The 23,353-nt window shown below is 62.9% G+C and carries 24 protein-coding genes and 1 tRNA gene; 8 read left to right on the top strand and 17 right to left on the bottom strand.

What is annotated here, in order from left to right; all coding sequences use genetic code 11:
- Positions 1–9: 9 nt before the first annotated feature.
- A complete protein-coding gene (ung, locus tag ACLEJP_RS14515; protein ID WP_440807376.1) occupies positions 10–702 on the bottom strand; it encodes a uracil-DNA glycosylase in 693 nt (230 codons plus the stop codon).
- A gap of 126 nt (positions 703–828) precedes the next feature.
- Here ung and ACLEJP_RS14520 point away from each other — a divergent pair, with 126 nt between their 5' ends.
- Positions 829–1,935, top strand: a complete 1,107-nt coding sequence (locus ACLEJP_RS14520) for an enoyl-CoA hydratase/isomerase family protein (protein WP_440807379.1) — start codon at positions 829–831, stop codon at positions 1,933–1,935.
- A 64-nt stretch (positions 1,936–1,999) separates the two neighbouring features.
- On the opposite strand, the gene ACLEJP_RS14525 is transcribed toward ACLEJP_RS14520, so the two are convergent.
- Complete coding sequence (locus ACLEJP_RS14525; protein ID WP_440807381.1) at positions 2,000–2,440, bottom strand: hypothetical protein; 441 nt, start codon at positions 2,438–2,440, stop codon at positions 2,000–2,002.
- 143 nt (positions 2,441–2,583) lie between these two features.
- On the opposite strand from ACLEJP_RS14525, the gene ACLEJP_RS14530 reads away from it, so the two are divergent.
- The 6 genes from ACLEJP_RS14530 to ACLEJP_RS14555 all read left to right on the top strand — a co-directional run bounded on the left by ACLEJP_RS14530 (position 2,584) and on the right by ACLEJP_RS14555 (position 7,893).
- Positions 2,584–2,793, top strand: coding sequence for a cysteine-rich CWC family protein (locus ACLEJP_RS14530; RefSeq protein WP_440807384.1), 210 nt, complete (start codon positions 2,584–2,586; stop codon positions 2,791–2,793).
- A gap of 9 nt (positions 2,794–2,802) precedes the next feature.
- Positions 2,803–3,495, top strand: coding sequence for a pseudouridine synthase (locus ACLEJP_RS14535; protein WP_440807386.1), 693 nt, complete (start codon positions 2,803–2,805; stop codon positions 3,493–3,495).
- Positions 3,496–3,840: 345 nt separating this feature from the next.
- Positions 3,841–4,728, top strand: coding sequence for an alpha/beta fold hydrolase (locus ACLEJP_RS14540; RefSeq protein ID WP_289130486.1), 888 nt, complete (start codon positions 3,841–3,843; stop codon positions 4,726–4,728).
- Between the two features lie 111 nt (positions 4,729–4,839).
- A tRNA-Gly gene (locus ACLEJP_RS14545) sits at positions 4,840–4,913 on the top strand.
- A 162-nt stretch (positions 4,914–5,075) separates the two neighbouring features.
- Positions 5,076–6,782, top strand: coding sequence for a SulP family inorganic anion transporter (locus ACLEJP_RS14550; protein ID WP_440807389.1), 1,707 nt, complete (start codon positions 5,076–5,078; stop codon positions 6,780–6,782).
- 103 nt (positions 6,783–6,885) lie between these two features.
- Complete coding sequence (locus tag ACLEJP_RS14555) at positions 6,886–7,893, top strand: DUF4917 family protein (protein WP_440807392.1); 1,008 nt, start codon at positions 6,886–6,888, stop codon at positions 7,891–7,893.
- 12 nt (positions 7,894–7,905) lie between these two features.
- Here the strand turns inward: ACLEJP_RS14555 and ACLEJP_RS14560 are convergent, their stop codons facing one another.
- The 14 genes from ACLEJP_RS14560 to ACLEJP_RS14625 all read right to left on the bottom strand — a co-directional run bounded on the left by ACLEJP_RS14560 (position 7,906) and on the right by ACLEJP_RS14625 (position 20,713).
- Entirely contained in the window at positions 7,906–8,949 is a 1,044-nt protein-coding gene (locus ACLEJP_RS14560; protein ID WP_440807395.1) for a tetratricopeptide repeat protein, read from the bottom strand.
- A 1-nt stretch (position 8,950) separates the two neighbouring features.
- A complete protein-coding gene (locus ACLEJP_RS14565) occupies positions 8,951–9,919 on the bottom strand; it encodes a type II secretion system F family protein (RefSeq protein ID WP_289130493.1) in 969 nt (322 codons plus the stop codon).
- Positions 9,920–9,946: 27 nt separating this feature from the next.
- Positions 9,947–10,933, bottom strand: a complete 987-nt coding sequence (locus ACLEJP_RS14570) for a type II secretion system F family protein (RefSeq protein WP_440807398.1) — start codon at positions 10,931–10,933, stop codon at positions 9,947–9,949.
- Positions 10,930–12,372 carry a CpaF family protein gene (locus ACLEJP_RS14575; protein WP_440807400.1) on the bottom strand — a complete coding sequence of 481 codons (1,443 nt, stop codon included), beginning with the start codon at positions 12,370–12,372 and terminating at the stop codon, positions 10,930–10,932. The genes ACLEJP_RS14570 and ACLEJP_RS14575 overlap by 4 nt, the downstream gene beginning before the upstream one ends.
- A 3-nt stretch (positions 12,373–12,375) precedes the next feature.
- Positions 12,376–13,593, bottom strand: coding sequence for an AAA family ATPase (locus ACLEJP_RS14580; RefSeq protein ID WP_440807403.1), 1,218 nt, complete (start codon positions 13,591–13,593; stop codon positions 12,376–12,378).
- Positions 13,587–14,090: a TadE/TadG family type IV pilus assembly protein gene (locus tag ACLEJP_RS14585; RefSeq protein ID WP_440807406.1), complete on the bottom strand. Its 504-nt coding sequence runs from the start codon at positions 14,088–14,090 to the stop codon at positions 13,587–13,589. The genes ACLEJP_RS14580 and ACLEJP_RS14585 overlap by 7 nt, the downstream gene beginning before the upstream one ends.
- Positions 14,090–14,560: a TadE/TadG family type IV pilus assembly protein gene (locus ACLEJP_RS14590; RefSeq protein WP_440807409.1), complete on the bottom strand. Its 471-nt coding sequence runs from the start codon at positions 14,558–14,560 to the stop codon at positions 14,090–14,092. Before ACLEJP_RS14590 ends, ACLEJP_RS14585 begins: the two co-directional genes overlap by 1 nt.
- Positions 14,561–14,569: 9 nt before the next feature.
- The gene (locus tag ACLEJP_RS14595; protein WP_440807411.1) at positions 14,570–15,892 is read right to left on the bottom strand and encodes a Tad domain-containing protein; all 1,323 of its coding nucleotides are present in this window, start codon (positions 15,890–15,892) and stop codon (positions 14,570–14,572) included.
- Between the two features lie 31 nt (positions 15,893–15,923).
- On the bottom strand, positions 15,924–16,199 hold the full coding sequence (locus tag ACLEJP_RS14600) for a hypothetical protein (RefSeq protein WP_289130506.1): 276 nt from the start codon (positions 16,197–16,199) through the stop codon (positions 15,924–15,926).
- 15 nt (positions 16,200–16,214) lie between these two features.
- Entirely contained in the window at positions 16,215–17,726 is a 1,512-nt protein-coding gene (locus ACLEJP_RS14605) for a type II and III secretion system protein family protein (RefSeq protein WP_440807413.1), read from the bottom strand.
- 62 nt (positions 17,727–17,788) lie between these two features.
- Positions 17,789–18,601, bottom strand: coding sequence for a Flp pilus assembly protein CpaB (gene cpaB / locus ACLEJP_RS14610; RefSeq protein WP_440807415.1), 813 nt, complete (start codon positions 18,599–18,601; stop codon positions 17,789–17,791).
- Between the two features lie 12 nt (positions 18,602–18,613).
- The gene (locus ACLEJP_RS14615; RefSeq protein ID WP_440807417.1) at positions 18,614–19,948 is read right to left on the bottom strand and encodes an AAA family ATPase; all 1,335 of its coding nucleotides are present in this window, start codon (positions 19,946–19,948) and stop codon (positions 18,614–18,616) included.
- A 15-nt stretch (positions 19,949–19,963) separates the two neighbouring features.
- Positions 19,964–20,482 carry an A24 family peptidase gene (locus tag ACLEJP_RS14620; RefSeq protein WP_440807419.1) on the bottom strand — a complete coding sequence of 173 codons (519 nt, stop codon included), beginning with the start codon at positions 20,480–20,482 and terminating at the stop codon, positions 19,964–19,966.
- A 36-nt stretch (positions 20,483–20,518) separates the two neighbouring features.
- On the bottom strand, positions 20,519–20,713 hold the full coding sequence (locus ACLEJP_RS14625) for a Flp family type IVb pilin (protein ID WP_289130519.1): 195 nt from the start codon (positions 20,711–20,713) through the stop codon (positions 20,519–20,521).
- A 444-nt stretch (positions 20,714–21,157) separates the two neighbouring features.
- On the opposite strand from ACLEJP_RS14625, the gene ACLEJP_RS14630 reads away from it, so the two are divergent.
- Positions 21,158–22,039, top strand: coding sequence for a helix-turn-helix domain-containing protein (locus ACLEJP_RS14630; protein ID WP_440807422.1), 882 nt, complete (start codon positions 21,158–21,160; stop codon positions 22,037–22,039).
- A gap of 4 nt (positions 22,040–22,043) precedes the next feature.
- Here ACLEJP_RS14630 and ACLEJP_RS14635 read toward each other — a convergent pair whose 3' ends face one another.
- Entirely contained in the window at positions 22,044–23,264 is a 1,221-nt protein-coding gene (locus ACLEJP_RS14635; protein ID WP_440807425.1) for a class I SAM-dependent methyltransferase, read from the bottom strand.
- Positions 23,265–23,353 lie beyond the last annotated feature (89 nt).

Raw genomic sequence — 23,353 nt, forward strand, 5'->3', positions numbered from 1 at the left:
GACAGGTCATCACAGCGGTGGCAATGCCCAGTTGATCGGCGCCAGCCCGCGCTGCTCGAGGAAGCTGTTGGCCCGGCTGAAATGGCCGCAACCCAGGAAGCCCCGGTAGGCTGACAATGGCGACGGGTGCACCGATTTCAGCACCAGGTGCTTGGTCCCGTCGATCAGCTTCTGCTTGCTTTGCGCATGCGAGCCCCACAACAGGAACACCACGTTCGGGCATTGCTCGCTGACCACCTGGATGATCCGGTCGGTAAACAATTCCCAGCCCTTCTTGGCATGTGACGCTGCATTGGCACGCTCCACGGTCATGGTCGTGTTGAGCAGCAGCACGCCCTGCTCGGCCCAGCTCTGCAGGTAGCCATGGTTGGGGATCGGGATATTCAGGTCACGCTGCAGTTCCTTGTAGATGTTGACCAGCGACGGTGGCGTGGCCACGCCCGGCTGCACCGAGAAGCACAGGCCATGGGCCTGGCCCGGCCCGTGATACGGGTCCTGGCCGAGTATGACCACCTTCACCTGGTCCAGCGGCGTCGAATTCAGCGCATTGAAGATCAGCGGTCCTGGCGGGTAGATCTCCTTGCCAGCGGCATATTCGCTGCGCAGGAACTCACGCAACTGCTGCATGTAGGGCTGGTCGAATTCGGCGCGCAAGGCGGCCTTCCAGCTGGGTTCGAGTTTGATGCGATCGTCGTCAGTCATGGGGCCTTCCGTAAACAATGGCGCGACACTAGGTAAGCCCCGTGCGCTTGTCAAACGATCCGACCGACGACCGGCATGTTCGGCCAGGCAAGCCATACTTGTGCGATGACTTGCGCGAGGTAGTCCATGGCCATTCATTGCGAGGTACTCACCGGCGCCGATGGCGCCCGCATCGGCATTGCCACCCTGGATGCGCCCAAGGCGCTGAACGCCCTGAACCTGCCGATGATCGAGGTACTGGGCGAGCAACTGCACAGCTGGGCCCGCGACCCCGGGGTCGTCTGCGTGCTACTGCGCGGCAACGGTAGCAAGGCGTTCTGTGCGGGGGGCGATGTGCGCGCGCTGGTCGAGGCCTGCCGCGACCAGCCCGGCAGCGTACCTCCGCTGGCCGCCACCTTCTTTGCCGCCGAATACCGTCTGGACTACGCCCTGCACACCTACCCCAAGCCGCTGCTGTGCTGGGGGCACGGGCATGTGCTGGGGGGTGGCATGGGCCTGCTGCAAGGCGCCAACGTGCGCATCGTCACCCCCAGCAGTCGGCTGGCCATGCCGGAAATCAGCATCGGCCTGTACCCGGACGTGGGCGCCAGCTGGTTCCTGGCCCGCCTGCCGGGCAAGCTGGGCTTGTTCCTTGGCCTGACGGGCGCGCCGATCAATGCCCACGACGCCCTTGACCTGGGCCTGGCCGACCGCTTCCTGGGTGAGTACCAGCAGGAAGCGCTGATCGAGGAACTGCTGCAACTGAACTGGCAGGAGCAGACCGCGCTGCAACTGAACAGCCTGCTCAAGGCCGAACAGCGCCGTGCCTGCGCCGAGTTGCCCGAGGCCCAATGGTTGCCGCGGCGGCCAGTGATCGATCAATTGCTTGATGTGGCCGATGCTGCCGCAGCGTGGCGTGCGCTGGAAGGGCTCAAGCAACACGACGACCCGCTGCTGGCAGAGGCCGGCCAACGCTTGCATGAAGGCTGCCCGCTGACGGCACACCTGGTGTGGGAACAGATCCACCGGGCTCGCCATCTGTCTTTGGCGCAGGTGTTCCAGATGGAATACAGCATGAGCCTGAACTGCTGTCGCCATCCGGAATTCAGCGAAGGGGTACGCGCCCGGCTACTGGACAAGGACAACCAGCCGCGCTGGCACTGGCCCGATGTGGCGCAGGTGCCGGCGGCGGTGGTCGAGGCGCATTTTGCCAAGGTCTGGGAAGGGCGCCATCCGCTGGCTGATCTGGGTTAGTTGCGAGAGCAAGCGTTTTGCAGGCCTATCGTGAAAGGGGGCGCAACGCGCCCCGCTTCAACCACTAGCGTTGCCAGTTCCCCCCTTGCCCACGCCGCCCATCCCAACGACGGTCACCGTCCGCCCGTCTGTCGGAATGCCAGCGCTCTTGCTGGTAGCGCTGGCTGCCACCGCGATAGTCGTGGCGATCGCGGTCACGCCCATAGTCGTAGCGCTGGCGGTTGCCATAGTCATGGCGTGGGTTGCCATGCCACTGCTGCATCGCCGGCGGCGGCGAGCGGTAATACGGCGCTGGCGCCGGGCGATAGTAGTAACGTGGCGCCGGCTGGTAGTAGTAGCGCGGTTGTGGCGTCACGTAATAGCGGTCATAACGGTAATAACCGGGCGACACATAACGGTCGGTGTAGTAATGATCCGAGCGATAGTAGCCCCCGCTCTCGTAGTACGGGACGCAGGCGGCAGTCATCAGCCCCAGCAGGGCGATCAACAGGATTCGATAGGACATGGCGGCCTCCTGGACCGCTGGAGTGCCCGAACAGCGGCGCTGGCGAGCGTCGATACGAAATGCGATCATCGACATCTGATAAGACCGTGGCGCCGAGGTGCAGTGCCATTTCTGCAACAATTTGATACAGCTGAGCGGCAGCCATGCCTGACACCCAATACTGCCCCGCCTGTGGCGCGCCCAACCAGTGCGCCCTTGCCGACCCGCGCCGCGCTACCCAGGCCTGCTGGTGCTACGCCGTGACCATCGACCCAGCCGTGCTTCAGGCACTGCCCGCCGAACTGCGCGATAAAGCCTGCCTGTGCCCGCGCTGCGCAGCCGTTGAAGAACAACTCCGATCATCCACCGACTGACGGGCTCCAATGCGTCTCGACCGCTTCCTTGCCAACCTGCCCAGCCACAACCGCCAGCAAGTGCGCCTGATGCTGGCGCAACGCCGCGTGCGGGTGGACGGCCAGGTGGTCAGCGACCCACTGACCGAGGTTCGCGAATTCAGCCGCGTCGAGCTGGACGAGCAGCTGCTGCAAGCCGGCCGCCCGGCGCGCTACTTGATGCTGCACAAGCCTGCGGGCTGCGTCAGTGCCACCCAGGACCCGCAGCATCGCACCGTGCTCGACATGCTACCCCCTGCGCTGCGTGGAGACCTGCACATAGCCGGGCGCCTGGACTTCAACACTACCGGGCTGCTGATCCTGACCAACGACGGCCAATGGTCACGGCGGCTTACCCAGCCCGCGACCAAGTTGCCCAAGCACTACCTGGTGGAAACCGAGGACGAGATCGGCGAGCACTATGTGGCCAAATTCCGCGAAGGTTTCTACTTCGCCTTCGAGGATCTGACTACGCAACCGGCCCGGCTGGATATCCTGGGCCCGCGTCAGGCGCGGCTGGCGATCGTCGAAGGGCGTTATCACCAGGTCAAGCGCATGTTCGGCCATTTCGACAACAAGGTGGTGGGGTTGCACCGTGAGCGCATGGGCGCCATCCACCTGGACCCGGGGTTGGCACCAGGGGCGTTCCGCGAGCTGACGGCGGATGAAATAGCCACGGTCTAGGCGGCAACAGGCAGCCCGGCACCGGCACACGACCGCTCAGCGAGAAAAGTCACATTTCCCCCCGAACGGCACTTGCAGAATCCGCTACCCGCTGCTTGAATCCAAATCGTCAGTCTGCATGTGACTACCAAGTCACACCTGCACTCGAAGACACCTTTTTGCCGGCTACCCAAGGCCTCGATGCCTTGGGGCACGGCAAATTGCCCGCCAAGAACAACACCCGTCGACACACGTGCCAAGGATCGACACAGGGCCGCGCTTTCTCTTCAGGCAAATGCCTACCTGTCATAAAGAACGTGCACCCTAGGTGACGCGAATACCCTTTTTGCGCCAGGAGTCGATGAGATGAGGCCAGAAATTGCTGTACTTGATATCCAAGGTCAGTATCGGGTTTACACGGAGTTCTATCGCGCGGAGGCGGCCGAAAAAACGATCATCCTGATCAACGGCTCGCTGGCCACCACCGCCTCGTTCGCCCAGACGGTACGTAACCTGCACCCGCAGTTCAACGTGGTGCTGTTCGACCAGCCCTACGCTGGCAAATCCAAGCCGCACAACCGTCACGAGCGGCTGATCAGCAAAGAGACCGAAGCGCATATCCTGCTGGAGCTGATCGAGCACTTCCAGGCAGACCACGTGATGTCGTTCTCGTGGGGTGGCGCAAGCACGTTGCTGGCGCTGGCGCACCAGCCGCGGCAGGTCAGGAAAGCGGTGGTGAGTTCGTTCTCGCCGGTGATCAACGAACCGATGCGCGACTACCTGGAGCGCGGCTGCCAGTACCTGGCCGCCTGCGACCGCTACCAGGTCGGCAACCTGGTCAACGACACCATTGGCAAGTACCTGCCGTCGCTGTTCAAGCGTTTCAACTACCGCCACGTCAGCAGCCTGGACAGCCACGAGTACGCGCAGATGCACTTCCATATCAACGAAGTGCTGCAGCATGACCTGGAACGGGCCCTGAACGGCGCGCGGCATATCGACATTCCGGTGCTGTTCATCAACGGCGAACGCGACGAGTACACCACCGTTGAAGATGCCCGGCAGTTCAGCAAGCATGTAGGCAGGAGCCAGTTCAGCGTGATACGTGACGCTGGCCATTTCCTCGACATGGAACACAAGGCCGCCTGCGAGGACACCCGCAGTGCCCTGCTCAACTTCCTCAAGCCGACCGTGCGCGAGCCGCGCCAACACTACCAGCCGGTACAACAGGGGCAGCATGCATTTGCCATTTGAGCGCCTCGGCGCCCTGTAGCCAATACCCGCAGCTATGGGGTGCCGACAAGCTTTTTTTATAACTTGGGCTTCTAATTCGTGGAGGGTTCTGGTAAAAAGCTCAGCGCAGACGCGGGTATAGTTTAGTGGCAAAACGAAAGCTTCCCAAGCTTTAGTTGAGGGTTCGATTCCCTCTACCCGCTCCAGATCGCATTTCCGCATGGCGTTCCCTCAACGTCATCGCTGTCAAAAGGGGCCTCGGCTCCTTTTTTCGTTTCTGCTCTTCCTTGACTTGCAACATGGCCATTTGCCCGCTGATCCGCTTCAATGCGCAGATGGTTCCGTGAAACATTTCGAAAGGACGACGCATGTTTCTCTCCCGCTGGCTGCCGGGCCTTGCCAACCTGCTGCACTACCGCCGCGAGTGGTTCCACGCCGACCTGCAGGCCGGCCTGTCGGTGGCGGCGATCCAGATCCCGATTGCCATTGCCTATGCGCAGATCGTCGGCCTGCCGCCGCAGTACGGCCTGTACGCCTGTGTACTGCCGATGATGGTCTACGCCCTGGTCGGCAGCTCACGCCAGTTGATGGTCGGCCCCGATGCCGCCACCTGCGCCATGATCGCCGGCGCCGTGGCGCCCTTGGCCATGGGCGAGCCGCAGCGGATTGCCGAGCTGTCGGTGATCGTCACCCTGCTGGTCGGGGTGATGCTGATTGCCGCAGGCCTGGCCCGGGCCGGGTTCATCGCCAGCTTCTTCTCGCGACCGATCCTGATCGGCTACCTCAACGGCATCGGCCTGAGCCTGATCGCCGGGCAATTGTCCAAGGTGGTGGGGTTCAGGATCGAAGGCGACGGATTCATTCTCAGCGTGATCGACTTCTTCCAGCGCCTGGGGGAAATCCACTGGGTGACATTCTTCATCGGCCTGAGCGCACTGGGCCTGCTGATATGGCTGCCACGACGCTACCCGCGCCTGCCGGCGGCCCTTACGGTGGTGGCGCTGTTCATGCTGCTGGTCGGCGCGTTCGGCCTCGACCGCTTCGGTGTCGCCATCCTTGGCCCGGTGCCCGCCGGTATCCCGCAACTGGCCTGGCCACACAGTAACCTGGCAGAAATGAAAAGCCTGCTGCGCGACGCCCTGGGTATCGCCACCGTCAGTTTCTGCAGCGCCATGCTCACTGCACGCAGCTTTGCCGCCCGGCATGGCTACGCCATCAATGCCAACCACGAATTTGTCGCCCTGGGCGTCAGCAACCTGGCTGCCGGGATGTCCCAGGGTTTCGCCATCAGCGGCGCCGACTCGCGTACCGCCGTCAACGACATGGTCGGTGGCAAAAGCCAGCTGGTGGGTATCATCGCCGCACTGGTCATCGCCCTGATCCTGCTGTTGTTCACTGCACCGATGGCGTGGATCCCGCAGGCCGCGCTGGGAGCTGTGCTGCTGATGGCCGGCTGGGGGTTGATCGACATCAGGTCGCTGGGGCACATCCGCCGCCTCAGTCGCTTCGAGTTCTGGCTGTGCCTGCTGACCACGGTGGGCGTGCTGGGCCTGGGCGTGCTACCCGGCATCGTGTTTGCCGTGACCCTGGCGATCCTGCGCCTGCTGCACAGCATCTACCAACCCACCGACGCGGTGCTGGGCTGGCTGCCGGGCACCGAAGGCCAGGTGGACATCCGCAAGCACAAGGATGCGCGCACCGTGCCAGGCCTGGTGGTATACCGCTTCGACGACGCGATCCTGTTCTTCAACGCCGACTACTTCAAGATGCGCTTGCTCGAAGCCGTGCAGAGCCAGGCACAGCCCAGGGCCGTGCTGTTCGATGCCGAAGCGGTCACCAGCATCGATGTCAGCGGCATCGCCGCCCTGCGCGAGGTGCGCGATACCCTGGCAGCCCAGGGCATCCTGTTTGCCATCGCCAGGGCCCGCGGCACCTTCCTGCGCATGCTGGTGCGCTCGGGAATGGCACGGGAGATGGAAGACCAGCTGCTGTTCGGTTCGGTCCGGGCGGGCATCCGTGCGTACAGAGTGTGGCGTAACCGCAATCGCCGTGTGCAGGTGGCTGCGCAAGGTTGAACCGTCGAGTGGCGGCTGCCGGCGACAGGGCCGGTACAAGCTACACAGCATGCAGGACGTGCTAAAGTCGCCCCCGTTCCCGCTTCACCCAACGGACCCCAGCATGCCCGCACTCGACGCCGCCCTCACCCCCTGGCCAGCCCTCGCCGCCCGCCATCCCTGTGACGCCCTGCTGCTGGGCAATGGCCTCAGCCGGGCGCTGTGGAAGCCGTTCGGTTACTTCTCGCTGTTCGAGGAAGCGCAGCGCGCCGGCCGCAAGAAAGGCCTGGCCGTCAGCGACCAGGCCCTGTTCAAGTCGTTGGGTACGGAACTGTTCGAGCCCGTGCTCAGCACGCTCAACACCACGGTCCGGGCCAATGCCGCGCTGGCCATCAATTCCACTGCGCCGCTGAACCGCTACTACTCGATCAAGGAAGCGCTGATCCACGCCGTTCGCACCGTCCATCTGCCCTGGCCACGCATGCCGGTCGCCACCCTGGCAGCGCTCAACCAGGCCCTGCGTGGCTACCGCAGCATCTATACCAGCAACTACGACCTGCTGCTGCCATGGGCCGTGCAACACGCGCCTCACGGCTTCGCCGAACTGTTCGACGAGCAAGGTTTCTTCGACGTGCGTTGCACCCACAGTGAGGGCCCCCGGCTGCTGTACCTGCACGGCGGCCTGCACCTGCTCAAGCTGCCCGACGGCAGCACCCGCCAGCGCAGCACCGACAGCGCCGAACTGCTCGATGGCTTTGCCGTGAACATCCCCGGCGAAGTACCGCTGTTCGTCAACGAGGACCGCAGCGACGAGAAACTGCGCGCCATCCGCAACTCGGACTACCTCAGCTGGTGCCTGGGGCAACTGGCCCGGGAAAGTCAGGGGCTATGCCTGTTCGGGCAGCATCTGGACAGCGCTGACCAGCACCTGCTCGAAGCCATTCGGCAAGCCCGGCCGAAGCATCTGGCGGTGGCAATACGGCCGTTGAGCGACGCTTCGGTGATCAACCAGAAGCAGCATTTCGTCGATCGGTTGGGGGATTTGCCGGGCACAGGTCTGCATTTCTTCGATGCCGGTACGCATCCGTTGGGTAATGCGGAATTGGCGACAGGTTTGCCGCCAATCCGCTGACCATACGCCCCGTCAGGGCGCCGATGCGGTCGTCACCTGCACCACCGGGCCCACCGCAACGGGCTCGGCCACGGCTGTATTGCCGCCCAACTGGCGAATCTGCCGCACCTGCTGGACCCTGTTCAGGTTCTCCCAGGCGACGGCATAGTGCCCGGGCGACTGTTCGATCGCGCTGCGGAAAAACTGCTCGGCGATATCCAGCTTGCCTTCTACCAGGCAGACGTAGCCGACGTCATTGCTGGCTTCGGCACGTTTTTCGACTTGCTCGAAGGCAGACACGGCCTCCTCATAGCGCGCCATGCGGGCCAGCAGCAGGCCATAGTTGCGCCAAAGCGGTTTGTAGGTGCCGTCGTAGCTCACCCCACGTTTGTAGCGCTGCTCGGCTTCGCCCCATTGCCCGGCCATGTAGTAGGAGTAGCCCAGGCTGTTCTGCACGAACGCGGAACGTGGCTCGATGAGCTCGGCCAGGCGGTAGTAGGTCTGGGCCTCGGCGAAGTGATCACCCAGGTCGGCGAGCACCCCCAGCCCGTTGTACGCTTTCAGCGGAGACTTGCTGTCGACCCTGAGCGCGGCCGCCCCAGCCTGGGTGTTGTTCGGGTCCTTGGTGAAACGTTTCTGATCCACGGCGACGGCTTTCAACAGCAGCGCCTTGGCTTGTTCATATTTACGCAACGACAGGTTCAGCAGGCCCAGTTCCGTCAGGGCATCGGGATTTTCGGGCGCCTTGGCCAGCACTTCGTTGAAGGCCATCTCGGCAAGCTGGTTATTGCCACGCTCACGGTGAATACGGCCCACCCAGACCAGCGCCTCATAGCGTTCCGGGGCCAGCTCGAGGACGCGCAAGTACTGGTACAGTGCCTGGTCGAGGTCACCGGCCTGGTAGGCCATGGCCGCAACCTGCATCGCCTGGTCGGGCGAGTTGCTCTGGGTCTGCACCTGGTAGAGCACCGAGTTGCCCGCCGAATAGACCGAACGTACACCGTTCACCTCCGGCCCCATGCTCTGGCACCCCGACAGCACGGCTATCACGGGCAATAACAAACCGATCCTGTTCATGTCATGGCTTCCCGAACGTTTTTATTATCCCGATGATCACCGGGCCGATGGCTACCAGAAAAAAGCTTGGCCACAGACAGAAAATTAGCGGAAAAACCAGCTTCGTTCCGATTTTCGCGCCCATTTCCTCGGCAGCCTGCATGCGCCGGTCGCGAAACTCCTCGGCATAGATTCGCAAGGTCGCCGCGACGCTGGTGCCGAAGCGGATACTCTGCGCCAGCAGGCTGACCAGGCCCTGGATGTCTTCCAGGCCAGTGCGGTCTGCCAGTTGCCTGAGCGCTTCGGTACTGGAGATACCCGCGCGGATCTGCGCGTTGACCAAGGCCAGTTCCTCGGCCAGTTCAGCCTGGCTGACCGCCATTTCCTCAGCCACCCGCTCGATAGCCTGGGGTAACGCCAGGCCCGATTCCACGCACACCACCATCAAGTCCAAGGCGTCGGGGAAAGCGGCGCGCAACCGCCCCTGTCGCGCCTTCTTGCGCTTATCGACATACACCGCCGGCAGCAGCCAGCCGGCGGCAACCCCGATCAGCACCACGCCCAGACCGGTCAGCTGGGAAAGGTTCGGCACCATGGGCAACACCAGCAACGACACGCCCAGCAGTGTCAGTGGCAACAGCAGACGTACGGCCCAATACACCTGAACCGACGACGCCGAGCCGTAACCGGCATGGGTCAACAAGGTGCGGGTGGCCGACACCTTGTCGGTGGCAGACGGCGCAACGCGCCGACCGACCCGCTCCAGTAACAACTGCAGGTTGCCGGGTGCCTCGCGCCCGGGCGCGACGCTGGAATGGTCACGCTTGATCAAGGCAAGCCGGCGTTGCAGCGGGCTCTGCAACCCCAGCACCAGCAACGTCACGGTGACCACTGCAATGACCGTGCTCACCCCGATCGCACCAACGATCAGCAGGCGCGCCAATGCCTCGCTGTCCGTCACCCCACTCAACAAACCGAGCAAATAGTCCATGACCAACGCTCCCCCTGCGAGAATCGCCTAGATCTCGATACGGATAATTCGGCGAATCCAGAAAATCCCCACCACCATGGAGCCGAAAGCCCCCATGACGAACATTTGCCCGGTAGGGTCCTTGATCAGCAACGTCAGGTAATCCGGGCTGGTGACGATGATCGCTGCCGCCAGCACGAAGGGTATGGCCACCAGCACCCAGGCCGACATCCGCCCTTCGGCCGACATGGTCCTGACCTTGCGCTGAAAACGGAACCGCCCACGGATCAGGCTGCTCAGGCGTTCCAGCACTTCGGTCAGGTTGCCGCCGGTCTCGCGGTGGATGAGGATCGAAGTGACCAGCATCATTACCGTCATGCTGGGCATGCGCTCCAGCAGGCCGAGCATGGCCCGGCGTACATCGTTGCCGTAGTTGATGTCGGCGAAGGTCAGGCCGAATTCCTGTGCCACCGGCCCCTTGTGCTCATCCGCCACCAGGCGCAGGGTTTCATTGAACGGGTGCCCGGCCCGCAACGCCCGGCACATGGCTTCCAGTGCATCCGGCAAGCCTTCCTCGAACTTGGCGAAACGCTTGCCACGGTCGCGCATGATTTTCAGCAGCGGTAACCAGAACGCCACCAACGCAGCCACCAACGCCAACCACCAGTAAGGGAAGAACAGCCAGGCCAGCATGCCGGCTGCCGCTGCCAGCACGAGCCCGGTCAACAACACGCGATAGGCCCGGTATTCATGCCCGGCCTGCTCGATCATCTGCGTCAGCGTCGCCATGAACGGCAACTGCTCGAGCCACGCTTCCAGCGGCGACAGACGGGTCAGGTACTTCTGCCGCAACACGGTCTGCATGTTTGGCAGATGGCTCGCCCGCTCGAGGATCAGCAGGCGGCCGCGGATACGCTTGCGCACCTTGCCCGCCTCGCCGAACACCGGCACCACCAACCCCTGGCTGAGCAGGAACACGGCAATGAACACCATGCCGAGAAACACCAGGATGTATTCACCGGGTATCTGGCTCATGGCTGACGAGCCTCCATCCATTCAGGCCTGAACATCGCCAGGGGCAATTCGATACCGCGCTTGGCCAGCGCATCGCGAAAGCCCGGGACCATGCCGCTCGGGCGGAAGTCGCCCAGCACCTGGCCCTGCTCACCCACACCATTGCGGACGAACGAGAAGATCTCGGTCATGGTGATGATCTCGCCTTCCATGCCGTTGATTTCCTGCACGCTGACCAGGCGCCGCTTGCCGTCTTCCTGCCGCTCCAGCTGGATCACCACATCGATGGCCGATGCAATCTGCTGGCGCATGGCCTTGATCGGGAACGTGGCGCCCGACATCAGCACCATGTTCTCGATCCGGCCCAGGGCATCGCGGGCAGTGTTGGCGTGGATGGTGGTCAGCGAGCCATCGTGGCCGGTGTTCATCGCCGTCAGCATGTCCAGCGCCTCGGCACCACGCACCTCGCCGATCACGATCCGGTCGGGGCGCATCCGCAGGCTGTTGCGCACCAGTTCGCGCTGGCCGACCTCGCCGCGCCCCTCGATGTTCGCCGGCCGGGTCTCCAGGCGTACCACGTGTGGCTGTTGCAGTTGCAGCTCGGCCGAGTCTTCGATGGTGACAATCCGTTCGTTGTGCGGGATGAAACTGGACAGCACGTTGAGCATGGTAGTCTTGCCGCAGCCGGTGCCGCCGGAAATCAACACGTTCAGCCGGCCCCGCACGATCGCCTTGAGCAGCAGGGCGATGGCCGGTGTCAGGGCGCCGGTCTGGATCAGGCTGTCGGTATTGAGCAGGTCCACCGCAAAGCGGCGGATCGAGATGCTGGGCCCATCGATGGCCAGTGGCGGGATGATTGCGTTGACCCGCGAGCCGTCCTTGAGCCGGGCGTCGACCAGCGGCGAGGACTCGTCGATGCGCCGGCCCAGGCTGGAGACGATGCGATCGATGATGTTCAGCAGGTGCTGGTCATCGCGAAAGCGCACGTCGGTGCGTTGCAACTTGCCGAAGCGTTCGACGTACACCGAGTCATGGCCGTTCACCAGGATGTCCGACACCGTATGGTCGGCCAGCAGTGGCTCCAGCGGGCCAAGGCCAAGCACTTCGTCGGTGATCTGCTTGATGATCAACTGGCGGCTGGCCGAACTGACCGGCGCCGAATGCTCGTCGAGCAGGCGTTGGCAGATATCGCGGATCTGGCGCACGGCCTCGGCCTGCCCGAGCGAGTCGAGCAGGGACAGGTCCATGACCTTCAGCAGCTGCTGATAGGTCTTCTCGCGCCACTCGGCTTCCACCTGGGTGACCTGGCTTCTGGTTTCGAACAGCACATCCGGTGCTGAATGCTCCCATGCCATCGGTGCCTCTGCTGGATCCTTGGCGCCGCCACTCTGCTGGGGCGGCGCGGCGGCCTCCGGGGTGCCAGCCTGTTTGCGCAAACGGTTACGGAAATCGCTAAGCATGGTTCACCCCCGAAAGACACGCTTGAAGGCGCGCGTGAACAACCCGTTGTCAGCGGCTACCTGCGTGCCGGCAAGTTCCTCGGCCAGCCCGCGCAGTGCTTGGGCGATCGCGGAACGCGGCGCTTGCAGACCTAATGGCACACCGGTGTTCTGGCTCTGGTTGATGACGTTGAAGTCATTGGGCAGTTTGACGATATGGGTACAGCGCAGCGCCTCGCCGATGTCCTTGAGGCTGACCGGCGCCGCCTTGTCGTAACGGTTGACCACCACCTCGAGCTGGTTGCCACGCACCCCCAGGTCGTCGCGCAGAATGCGCGCCAGGGCACTGGCGTCCCGCAGATGGTTGACGCTCTGCTGCATGACCACGAAAACCCGATCCGCCTGTTCCAGCACCGAAGCCGTGATGTGATCGATCTGCCGCGGCAGGTCGGCCACGACCCAGTCATAGTTGCAACGCGCCAGCTGCAGCAGCGCATCGAGTTGTTCGGCCTGGACATCCTGTGGCAGGCACAGCTCATTGCTGCGGCTGCCGAGCACATGCAGGGACGGGCTGAAATGGTTGCAGAAGCCGCGCAGCGCAACACCATCCATGTCCTTTATCTGCTGCAGTACGTCGAGCTGGCTGTGCGACTGTGCGACATCCAGATGGTGCGACACACTGCCAAACTGCAGGTCCAGGTCCAGCAACAGGGCGTTGCCCTTGAGGCTTAGCTGATGCGCCAGGTTGCAGGCCAGTACCGTGCCGCCGGAGCCGCCCTTGGCATTCATCACCGCGACCAGTTTCCCGGCCGACTCGCTGCTGTTCTGGGCCTCTGTGACCATCCGCCCCAATGCGGCGATCAGCTCCGTGGCCACGATCGGCTCCGGCAGAAAATCGCGGGCCCCGGCCTGCATGGCCAGGCGCATGCCTTCCCGGTCGTCCAGCTGGCCGCACAGCAACAGCGGTGGGCGCTCATGGGCCGGACGTTGCAACAGGGCCGCCAGCTCCTCGCGCCACAACTGGCCGACGCGCAACAGCAACAGGTCGGGCATCCGGTCCAAGCCGAAAAGCGGGTCGCAATGGCCGTTGCCCACTTGCCGGACATTGACCTCAAGCGCCGGAATGCGCTGGCAGATTTCCTGCAGCTGACGCAAGGCCAAGGCATCCGAGCTGCTGATCAGCAGGCGCTTCCTGGACTTGCTGGAAGTTGCCGGTACAGAGGGTTCACTTAGATTCAGCATGGCGTGATCTCCGGTGCGACGTCCGCCTTGGGATGACGGCCCAGGCTTTCGCGAGGCAGGGTCGCCTTGAATGCGGGCAAGGTTATGGATGCCCCGATACCTGGAATGAACAGGCTGAACTGAAAGTTCTGCAGGACCAGCTGGACATAGCGGATAGCGGCAAACCCGCTGGCACTCGCCAGGTCACCGGGGCTGGCCACCGGCGCGCCGTTCTGGTCCAGGTAGCGCAGGGTCAGGTCACCGGTGTCAAGGTCGGCCAGCAGGCTGCTGGCGCCACTGTCGCCGGCGCTGTTGAAGATCGCCCGGCGCAGCACGACCGGGTCGCTGATATTGCACACCGCCGCCAGGCGTGCGCCGCGCCGCACGGACTCGTTCAGCACGTTCACGGTGAAATACAGCCGGCCCATTTCCAACACCCCGAACAACAGGGTGAACAGCAATACGCTGACGAAGGCGAACTCCACCACGTATACCCCCTGCATGCCCCTGAGTTTCATCACAGCGCCCTCATCACGGTGGTGGCGACCAGCGGGAAGTTCAGCGCCACGCTGTTGCCGACAAAGGCCGGGAGGCCGCTGGCGATCAGCGGCGAAAACACATAGTTGACGGTCACCTGTACGTGGTCGTTGGTGCCGGCCAGCTTGGTCACCTGCACGGTAGTGTTGGCCGGCATCCCGGTCAGGCTGCAGGGGGGTGTCGACGGGGCGCCATACACCGCCACGTATTTGGTCATGCATTCGAGGTCAGGGCTTACCTCGACCTTGCCCAGGGTCGCGTTCCACGCTCTGCTGGCAACAAACCGCGCAGCATCACGGCTGCCCTGCAACAGGCTGTTGTACTGGTAAAGCATGCGGCCGAGTTCGCCAAAGGCCAACAATGTCAGCAACAACAAGGGCAGGGTCAGCGTGAACTCGACGATTGCCACCCCTTGCTGGCGCTGCGCGCGCTTGCACCGGTGAAGTTCCATGACACGCTCCTAGGAGTCGATGCTCGGTGTGCCACTGCCATTGATGAAGGTTTTGTAGAGCTGAATGATCTGTGGGCCTGAATCGTCTTGCGGCGTGGGCCCAGGTACGTTGTCGCCACCGCACTGCTTGACGAACTGGCCGAAGATCTGCGAATCCCCGCCCTTGTTTTCGGCTGGCTGGAGCACGTAGAAGCAACCGAAACCGATCACCGGAATCGATGACGCCCCGGCGTTCTTGCCCGAGCAGTCGCCCACCACGATCCTCAGTATCCTGCGCTCGAAAACCCCGCTCGCCTGGCACCCGCTTCCCGCGCCTGCGACGCAAGCGGCGGCACGCGATGCATAGTCGTTGTAGTCGAACAGCTGGGTGCCACCGGCAGACAGGTTGCCATTGCTCGACGCGACCGGTTGGCCCTGGTATTCCACCCGCGCCGGTGTGGCGGCGTCGTTGTACTGGATCAGCGGGTTGTTGTAGCTGGTCACCAGGTCGGGCGGATAGTCGGTGCCCTTGAATGACCCGGTGTAGTCGCCGAAGCGCGTGTTCAGGCCCTGGACGGAAGGGCCGACGGTGTTGCCAGGCTTGGTATCGACGCTGTCACCGACGTTACGGCAGACCGAGCCGCCGCCTGCCATGAGTTCGCCAACGTCCTTGCCACCCGCCCCAAAGTCGAGCAGCTGAAAATTGCCAGGGCCAATCGGGTCGCTGTTCTTCGCGGCAGACTTCAACACTTCCAGGTCACCGAAGCGATAGCCCCAGAACATGCCGGCATCCGGGTTGTATTTTGCCGGGTCGCCACACACCAGCAGCGGCGCCAGGTTGCAGGGGCTGGTCGGGCTCGGCCCGGCGGTGGCGATCGCTGCCAGGCTCTTGGCCCCGACAGTGCCGGGGCCGACTGACTGGGCGATGTTCCAGAAAAAGCCTGCCAGCGAGTAGTTGGGCACCGATACCCGCACATAGCTGGCATTGGCCGGCCCGGGGAAGGAGAACGGCCCGTAGACATTGTCTGCCAGCTCCACCACGGCAAACGCGCCTAGGTTGCCAGCGATGGCCGTCAACAGTTCCTGGTTGCCCGCAGCCTTGGCATTTTCGTTCAGGGTAAACAGCGCGGCATCCCGTGTAGCAGTGGCGGCGTTGCCAGCGCCCATCACCTGGCTCAGCGTCTTTGCGCCACTCAGGGCAGCGGCATCCACGGCGTTCTGCAGGCGTGTCTTGTTCAACAGCATATGGCCACCATCGAGCACCAACGCCGCCATCATCATGATCGCGACCAGGGCGATCACGATGATGATGGTGACTGCCCCCCGCTGCCGGTCTGGCCACGCGGTGAACATACGTTGGGCTCGAGGAGTCATCGTCACGCCCTCAATCGTTGCTGAACTTGATCTGGATCGGCTGGCCAATCTGCTGGGCTTCGCCGGTCGCGCCCCGGTAGCCATTGACCACTTTTTCCAGCAATGGGCCATCGACGCCTGCGGCCGGCAATTCGGTACCGGGGTGGGCAGCAACCTCCTTGTTGGCAATCTGCTGGTAGTGGGTCTGATAGACGCTGTAGCCCAGCGGCCCCACCCGGCCTTCGTCGTAAGCCATGCACCCGGACAACCCCGCTACAAGCGCGCAACACACGATCACGGTTCTCATGCTGGTTCTCTCCGATCAGTTCAGATCATGGCCAAAGTTGCCGCCGCTGACGCCTAGGCTGACGGGCACCGAACGGCCAGGCTCGCTGCCTTTGGTCTTGCCGAGCAGGTAGAAGTCGAGGTCACTGGGTTCGACGAATTTCTCGGTGGGCAGGCGCACCGCCCTGGCATCCACGGGCTTGGCCAGGTGTGGTGTCACCAGGATCACCAGTTCGGTTTCACCGTTGATGAACGACTGGCTGCGGAACAGGTGCCCGAGCACGGGTATATCTCCCAGCCCCGGGAAGCGGCTGACAAAGTCGCGGGTGTTTTCGCTGATCAGACCGGCGATGGCGATCGTCTGGCCATTGCCCAGTTCGACCGTGGACTCGGCGCTGCGCTTGGTCAGCGACGGAATCACCTGCGCCACACCGTCGCCCAGGATGCTGCTCAGGCCCGTGTCGAGCACCAGCGAATTGACGTTGGAAAGCTCGCTCACCGAGACATTCAGGTTGAGGTTGATGCGCCCGGAATCGAGCACCACCGGCATGAACTTCACCCCCACCCCGAATTCCTTGTACTCGACGGTAATGCCATCGTCCTCGGTGATCGGCACCGGGAATTCACCACCGGAAATGAACTCTGCCTGTTGCCCGCTCAAGGTGGTGAGGGTGGGTTCGGCCAGCACCTTGGCAGAACCGTTGTCCTTGGACGCTTCCAGAACCACGTTGAACAGGAAGTCGTCGGACAGGAACTGGGCGAACAGGCCCTTGCCGCCGCCAATCAGCGAACCGGGCGAAAGGATCGAGCCGCCACCTGGCGTCAGGCCCAGCCCCTGCCCATTGTTGAAGCCGCCACCGCTCCAGTTGCCGCCAGAGCCAAGGGCATTGAAGCGCACGTTGAGGTTCTTGATCAGGCTGCGCTGCATCTCGGCCACCTTGACCTCCAGCATCACCTGCTGGCTGCCGCCGACGCTGAGCAGGTTGATCACCTCCAGCGACTGGGCCGGTGCCGCTGCGGCAGCCTCACCCTTGCCTTGCACCACGCTGGAAGTCTGCGCGGCATAGGTCTTGGCCACCTTCATCGCCGTGTCCATGGCCGCAGCGCTACGCACCTGGCCGCGCAGCACCAGCGCGCCCTGGGCGCTGAACACTTCGATGTTCTCCTCGGGCAGCAACTGGTGCAGCTTGGTCTTGAGCCCGGTGAGGTCGTGCACGACTTCCACATCGAAGGTCTCGATCAGGCGATTGCTGGCGTCCCACAGCAGCACGTTGGTCGTGCCCAGGGAACGCTCGAGCAGGTAGAGCTGGGTCGGGCTGGTAATGAGGATATCGGCGATTTCAGGGTTGCCGACCGAGATCTTCCTGACCGCTGTACGACTGCTGATCGTCCGCGACTTGAAGATCGGTACCTGAATCGCATTGCCATTGGCCGCTGGCAGGGAACTGTACTCGGACCCCAGGCCTTCCGCCTGGGTAATGCCCGCGAACAGCAGCTGCATACCCAGCCCGCACAACAGGTACAGCCCTACTCTCTGCCAAGTATTCATTCACGACTCCTTGCGAGGTGATCTTGTTCCCACCGAAGGTTAGCCATCGGACGCCAGCTGCGTTAAAAGCGTGTTTTCGCTATCTCGATTTCAGTGCCACGGATGATCGTGACCGCCCCCCCGACCGTGCTGCGGTTGAGCACGGGTTTCGGCTGTGGGCTGGCCACCGGCGGCGCGGGTTTGGCCGGCTCGGCAGCGGCAATGGCTGGAGCGGGTTTCTGCGCATCCAGCGGGTTACGCAGGGCCAGTTGCAGTTTCCCTTCGGACTGCGCCTTGACCAGCACCTCGGCTTCCTTGGCCGACATTTCCAGGGTGACGGCACGCACCACCACCGGTTGGGTCTTGTCAGTCCCCGCCGTCTGGTCCACGGCCAACACCCGCAGGTTCTGCAGGATGGTCTCGGACTCGGCCTGGTTACTACTGCCATTGCTCTGCCGGGTCGCCAGCACATCGACCCGGTTACCCGGCAGAAGGAACCCGCCCACCCCGACCACATCGTCCACGCGTACCGAAATGGCCCGTTTGTCGGGGGCGATCAACGACGCCAGGGTACTGCCACCCAGGTGCTCGGCAACGCGTGCGCTGCGCAGCACATCACCACGCAGCAGGGCGAAGGTGGCGATCTTGCCTTGCACCTTTTCACTGCTGTCGAAGGCATCGTCGGGCACGGTATCCTTGGGCATGCGCACCAGGGTCACCTGCTGGGCCTCGATCATCTGCCCGAACGGGATCTCTACCGTGGCGACCACCACGTTCTTCATGTTGTCATCGGGGCTACCTTTGAGCCGCCCGTTCAGCCAGTTGTTGGCCATCCAGGCGGCGCCAAGCCCCAAGGTCAGGGAAACGGCAACCAGGGTCAGCGTACGGGCACTCATGTGTGCATCTCCTTAGCCAAGGAAGTTGATCTGGACGAAGTAGCTTTGCCAGGCCCATTTCAGTTCCTGCACCGACACTGGCCCCTCGCCGCCCAGATAACGCTGGCGGTCGAGCGCCATGCTCAGCAGGTCGCGCGGGTGGCAGGGCACCAGCGGCACACCTTCGGCCTCGTACAGTGCCTGTAGCGCGTAGCGCAACAGCGCCGGGTCGTAAGCCAGCCCCAGGCGTTCGCACTCCTGGCGCCAGATGCGCTCGTACTCATCGACTTTCAGGTAGCTGAACTGCAGCTTGTAGCCAATGCGCCGCAGGAAGGCCTCGTCGGCCAGTTCCAGCGGGTTGAGGTTGGTGGAGAACACCAGCACCAGGTCGAACGGCAGCTCGCAGTGGCGCCCGCCCCCCAGGTTGAGGAAGTCGCGCTTCTCTTCCATCGGCACGATCCAGCGGTTGAACAGTTCGGCCGGAGCCATGCGCTGGCGGCCCATGTCGTCGATGATGAACAAGCCATTGCTGGCCTTGAGTTGCAGGGAAGCCTGGTACTGGCGGCTACTCGGGTCGAAACGGACATCCAGTTGCTCCATGCCGAGTTCGCCACCGGTGATGACCACCGGGCGTTTGCAACGCACCAGCCGGCGGTCGATGCCTTCGTTGAGCAGCAGGCTGTTCTGTTGGCCCTCTTCCTCCACGGGCTGATGTACCTGGGGGTCAAAGACCTCGATAACCGATTCGTTGATCTCGATCGCGCGGGGGACCCAGATGGACTCCTCGAACAGCCGGATCAGGCGGCTGCTGACGTAGGTCTTGCCGGTGCCCGCCGGGCCGTAGATCATGATGGCGCGCCCGGAATTCAGGGCAACGCCGAGTTGATCGAGCATACCTTCGGGAAGCACGACGCCCGCGAAGGCGGATTGCATGTTCTGGGTATTGATGCAGCCATGGTGGATGGTCTGCAGCTTGAGCAGCTCCCGATAGACACCTACCGGCAACGGCGCGGCGCCGATATAGCCGCTGCGCGACAGTGCGTCACGGGCACTGCTGCGGCCACGTTCGGTCAGGCCGTAGCGCAGCGCCTGCCCGCCCGCTTGCACACCGACCTGGCCCAGCACCTCGACGCGGCCGTCCTTGCGCAGGAACGCCAGCACTTCTTCCACCACCGCCCCGGTCAGGGCCAGACGCTCCACCAGACGCGACAGGTCCAGCGTGCCGGCGTCATGCAGATGCTTGCACAGCAAATCACCGAGAAAGCTTTCGGCCAGGCCGGTCTCGCGAACCGTACGTGGCTGAGGTGCCAGGCTTTGCACTGCTTCCTTGGCACAGGCGCAGGCACCACTGTCTCTGAGTGCGTACATCGTTAGCCTCCCAGGCTATTGGCCGAGCGGTTGCCAAAAAAGGCTGACAAGGGTGCCGGACAGGATTGCAACCGAATAAGGAAAAGGCTTGCCCGCCACTTCATCCGCCACCGGCGCAAAATAGGCCTGGGCCGTCAACATCAACCAGTAGCGTTGCAAGGTCTGTTTCAACTGTCCGCGTATGAACACTATCGACATCCCACATATACCGCCGGCAATCAGGCTAAGAAGTGCAGCCGAAAGTGCCTGGTGCGGTGTAAGAAAGGTACCGACCATGGCCATCAACTTGACGTCCCCGGCGGCCATGCCCCCCAGCGCGTACATCGGGATAAACACTGCAAAACCAATGAACATAGCCAGCACACCAGCACCCAGCCCGGCCACTTCCGCCGCGTGAACCTGGCCCGCCAAGCCCAACCCCACCCCCAGCAAGATCAACAAGTTGGGAATGCGATGGCGGCGAAGATCACCCACCACCGCAATGCCCAACAGCCCTAGCAGCACGACAATGGCGAACAGAGACTCTGCTGACATTGCTGCATCCCCCCTGGGGCCTGGTCATGACTCAGTTCAAGGTGCAGCAGTACCGCCAAGGGCGGTAATCAGCCCGTTGATCTTTACCTTGGCCGCGGCGCCCAAGTTGGTGAAAGCGGTTACCAGGACAAGTGCAATCAATCCACCGGCTACCGCATATTCGACGACGGTCAGGCCGTCTTCATCTTTGACAAACTTCGAGACCGAAGCCTTGATTGTTTGAAGGGTCATTTCGCTCACCTCGCTAAGGACAATGTTCTTCTTCCCGGGCAGTGGTGGTTTGCACTACCTGTTGGGAATCCTAGTCAGCGGGTGGCGCTAGTCGTTAGGAGTTTTTTGCGAATCGCTAGGACTTTTTTGCGGCTTTTTGCCATCACCTGAAAACAATACAAGCCCGACGCAAACAAGCGGTGCAAGTCTATGCGAGACGCGTTTTCGTATGCACTTGCTGGCGATTGCGGATAAGCATCCGACAATCTCGAGAGATGCCGACAAACGGTTGCCCTGGTGATCTATCCAAAACCGGGCGGAGAGCGTCTGGTATCAGTGCTTTAGCCGAGGTATAGAACCCGATGAAAAAAATTGAACTCGCCTGATAACCAATCATTCGGCAAGCCAATAGTCTATTGTCGATACTGCAACACGTAGGGACACCCGCCAGGAGCAGGTTAAGCCATGATGTCTAACTTGGGCAGAAAGCCGCTGTTGCTGTGGTTCGATCTGACCCGAGATCGGTCCACGGAAGCGTTGATGGCACAGTTCACCCATGTCTGCGATTGCAAGCTGGCAAAAACCGTCGCGCATGCCGAGCGCCAGCAGGCAGACATGATCTGCATGCATTTCGATCGCCCTGACACCCTCAACCTCAACCTGCTGCTGGAAGTGAAGCGCAACTCACCTTCCGTGCCGATCACCATGTTCACGGTGCAGCATTCCGAAGAACTGGCGGTGTGGGCCATGCGTTCGCGGGTGTGGGAATACCTGGTCCTGCCGCTGACCAGCAGCGAGATGAGTCGCTACCTCGATGTCCTGAAGCAGCTGTGCGAGGTTCGTCGCGTTGCCAACCATCAGGCCAATGAAAAGCACATCGATCACCTGCCGTCCCTGCCAGACAGCATTCGCCTGACCAATGAACACCACAAGCACAGGGCGCTCGGCAAGGTCATGCCCTACATCGACCAGCATTTTCGCGAATGTATCGACCAGAAGGAGCTCGCCCAGCGCTGCGGCATGACCACGGCGCGCTTCAGTCGCCTGTTCAAGGAGGTCAATGGTCTTGGTTTCATGGATTACATTCTGAGCAAGCGCATGAGCCTGGCCATGGACCTGCTGGCCAACAGCCAGATGCCGATCACCAGCATCGGCTATGAGGCCGGCTTCAAGGACCCATCCTATTTCGCCCGCGCCTTCAAGCAGTTCACCAACTGCACGCCCAGCGAGTATCGCCAGGCCAGCCAGCTCGGCGAGGCGGTCAGCGAAGCCGAGCCGTTGAAGAACGCACTTGCGCGGGTGTTGGACAGCGCATTACCGAATGCGGCGTTCCACAAGACCCGCTGACCGATCAGGTGCCCGGCAGTAACCCATCCGCCCGCAACAAGGTCTCCAGGCAGTGCTCCTGTACCCCATAGAACGCCTTGAGCTGGCCGATCTTCTCCAGCAATGCCGTGCTGTCCGCCACCTGCCGCCGCTTCACCGCAAGAATCATCTTGTTCTTGTTGGTGTGCTCCAGCGAGATGAACTCGAACACCTTGGTTTCATAGCCGCAGGCTTCCAGGTACAGCGCGCGCAGGCTGTCGGTCAGCATTTCGGCCTGCTGGCCCAGGTGCAGGCCGTACTGCAGCATCGGTTGCAACAACCCCGGGCTGTGCAGCTGCGGGCGGATCTGCTTGTGGCAGCACGGCGAGCACATGATGATCGCGGCGTTGCAGCGAATGCCGGTGTGGATGGCGTAGTCGGTGGCAATGTCGCAGGCATGCAGGGCGATCATCACGTCGATGGCTTCCGGCACCACGCTGCGGACATCGCCACACTGGAACGCCAGGCCGGGGTGTTCCAGGCGCGAGGCGGCAGCATTGCACAGGTCGACCATGTCCTGGCGCAGTTCAACCCCGGTGACCTGGGCTTCACGGCCCAGGTTGTTGCGCAGGTAATCGTGCATGGCGAAGGTCAGGTAGCCCTTGCCCGAGCCGAAGTCGGCCACCCGCAGCGCCTGCTCCGCGGCCACCGGCGCGCTGGCCAGGGCATGGTCGAAGACCTCGATGAACTTGTTGATCTGCTTCCACTTGCGCGACATGGACGGAATCAGCGCGCCTTGCCCGTCGGTCACGCCCAGGTCACGCAGGAATGGCCGCGACAGCTCCAGGTAGCGCTTCTTCTCGCGGTCATGGCCGCTGCTGGCCGCCTCGCGCGGCGCCTGCGCGCCGTGGCGCTGGAGCATGGGTTTGCCCTTCTTGCTGAAGGTCAGCTGCACTTCGCCGTCGCCGTCGAACAGGTGGGCGTTGCGGAAGCTGCCCGGCAGCAGTTCGGCAACCAGTGCCTGCGCCTGCTCCAATGCCAGGTTACGGGTGATGTCGCGGGTCTGGTGGCGATAGACCAGCGACAGGCACGGCTGGCCCTTGACCTGCAGCGGCTTGGCAATGATCCGTTGCAGGGTCTGGTCGGTACCAACATGCCGCGCCAGCACCAGTTTGACCAAGGTATTGCCCTGCACGGCAGCGTCCAGCAGGTCGAGAAACTGGGCGCGGGCATCCGGCGCGGAGGGGGCGGAAGGACTGGCGGACATGGGGAAGCGGTGCCTCGGATAGCGGGAAGCGCAGGGCGCAATGCGCGCATTCTACAGGGTGGTACCGACCCTGTGGGAACCCGGTCTGG

Origin of the sequence: Pseudomonas sp. SMV7 (assembly GCF_052041995.1) — a bacterium.
GTDB lineage: Bacteria > Pseudomonadota > Gammaproteobacteria > Pseudomonadales > Pseudomonadaceae > Aquipseudomonas.

Coding starts and splice junctions, on each gene's coding strand:
- ung (WP_440807376.1), bottom strand. CDS start 702: ATGACTGACGACGATCGCATCAAACTCGAACCCAGCTGGAAGGCCGCC.
- ACLEJP_RS14520 (WP_440807379.1), top strand. CDS start 829: ATGGCCATTCATTGCGAGGTACTCACCGGCGCCGATGGCGCCCGCATC.
- ACLEJP_RS14525 (WP_440807381.1), bottom strand. CDS start 2,440: ATGTCCTATCGAATCCTGTTGATCGCCCTGCTGGGGCTGATGACTGCC.
- ACLEJP_RS14530 (WP_440807384.1), top strand. CDS start 2,584: ATGCCTGACACCCAATACTGCCCCGCCTGTGGCGCGCCCAACCAGTGC.
- ACLEJP_RS14535 (WP_440807386.1), top strand. CDS start 2,803: ATGCGTCTCGACCGCTTCCTTGCCAACCTGCCCAGCCACAACCGCCAG.
- ACLEJP_RS14540 (WP_289130486.1), top strand. CDS start 3,841: ATGAGGCCAGAAATTGCTGTACTTGATATCCAAGGTCAGTATCGGGTT.
- ACLEJP_RS14550 (WP_440807389.1), top strand. CDS start 5,076: ATGTTTCTCTCCCGCTGGCTGCCGGGCCTTGCCAACCTGCTGCACTAC.
- ACLEJP_RS14555 (WP_440807392.1), top strand. CDS start 6,886: ATGCCCGCACTCGACGCCGCCCTCACCCCCTGGCCAGCCCTCGCCGCC.
- ACLEJP_RS14560 (WP_440807395.1), bottom strand. CDS start 8,949: ATGAACAGGATCGGTTTGTTATTGCCCGTGATAGCCGTGCTGTCGGGG.
- ACLEJP_RS14565 (WP_289130493.1), bottom strand. CDS start 9,919: ATGGACTATTTGCTCGGTTTGTTGAGTGGGGTGACGGACAGCGAGGCA.
- ACLEJP_RS14570 (WP_440807398.1), bottom strand. CDS start 10,933: ATGAGCCAGATACCCGGTGAATACATCCTGGTGTTTCTCGGCATGGTG.
- ACLEJP_RS14575 (WP_440807400.1), bottom strand. CDS start 12,372: ATGCTTAGCGATTTCCGTAACCGTTTGCGCAAACAGGCTGGCACCCCG.
- ACLEJP_RS14580 (WP_440807403.1), bottom strand. CDS start 13,593: ATGCTGAATCTAAGTGAACCCTCTGTACCGGCAACTTCCAGCAAGTCC.
- ACLEJP_RS14585 (WP_440807406.1), bottom strand. CDS start 14,090: ATGAAACTCAGGGGCATGCAGGGGGTATACGTGGTGGAGTTCGCCTTC.
- ACLEJP_RS14590 (WP_440807409.1), bottom strand. CDS start 14,560: ATGGAACTTCACCGGTGCAAGCGCGCGCAGCGCCAGCAAGGGGTGGCA.
- ACLEJP_RS14595 (WP_440807411.1), bottom strand. CDS start 15,892: ATGTTCACCGCGTGGCCAGACCGGCAGCGGGGGGCAGTCACCATCATC.
- ACLEJP_RS14600 (WP_289130506.1), bottom strand. CDS start 16,199: ATGAGAACCGTGATCGTGTGTTGCGCGCTTGTAGCGGGGTTGTCCGGG.
- ACLEJP_RS14605 (WP_440807413.1), bottom strand. CDS start 17,726: ATGAATACTTGGCAGAGAGTAGGGCTGTACCTGTTGTGCGGGCTGGGT.
- cpaB (WP_440807415.1), bottom strand. CDS start 18,601: ATGAGTGCCCGTACGCTGACCCTGGTTGCCGTTTCCCTGACCTTGGGG.
- ACLEJP_RS14615 (WP_440807417.1), bottom strand. CDS start 19,948: ATGTACGCACTCAGAGACAGTGGTGCCTGCGCCTGTGCCAAGGAAGCA.
- ACLEJP_RS14620 (WP_440807419.1), bottom strand. CDS start 20,482: ATGTCAGCAGAGTCTCTGTTCGCCATTGTCGTGCTGCTAGGGCTGTTG.
- ACLEJP_RS14625 (WP_289130519.1), bottom strand. CDS start 20,713: ATGACCCTTCAAACAATCAAGGCTTCGGTCTCGAAGTTTGTCAAAGAT.
- ACLEJP_RS14630 (WP_440807422.1), top strand. CDS start 21,158: ATGATGTCTAACTTGGGCAGAAAGCCGCTGTTGCTGTGGTTCGATCTG.
- ACLEJP_RS14635 (WP_440807425.1), bottom strand. CDS start 23,264: ATGTCCGCCAGTCCTTCCGCCCCCTCCGCGCCGGATGCCCGCGCCCAG.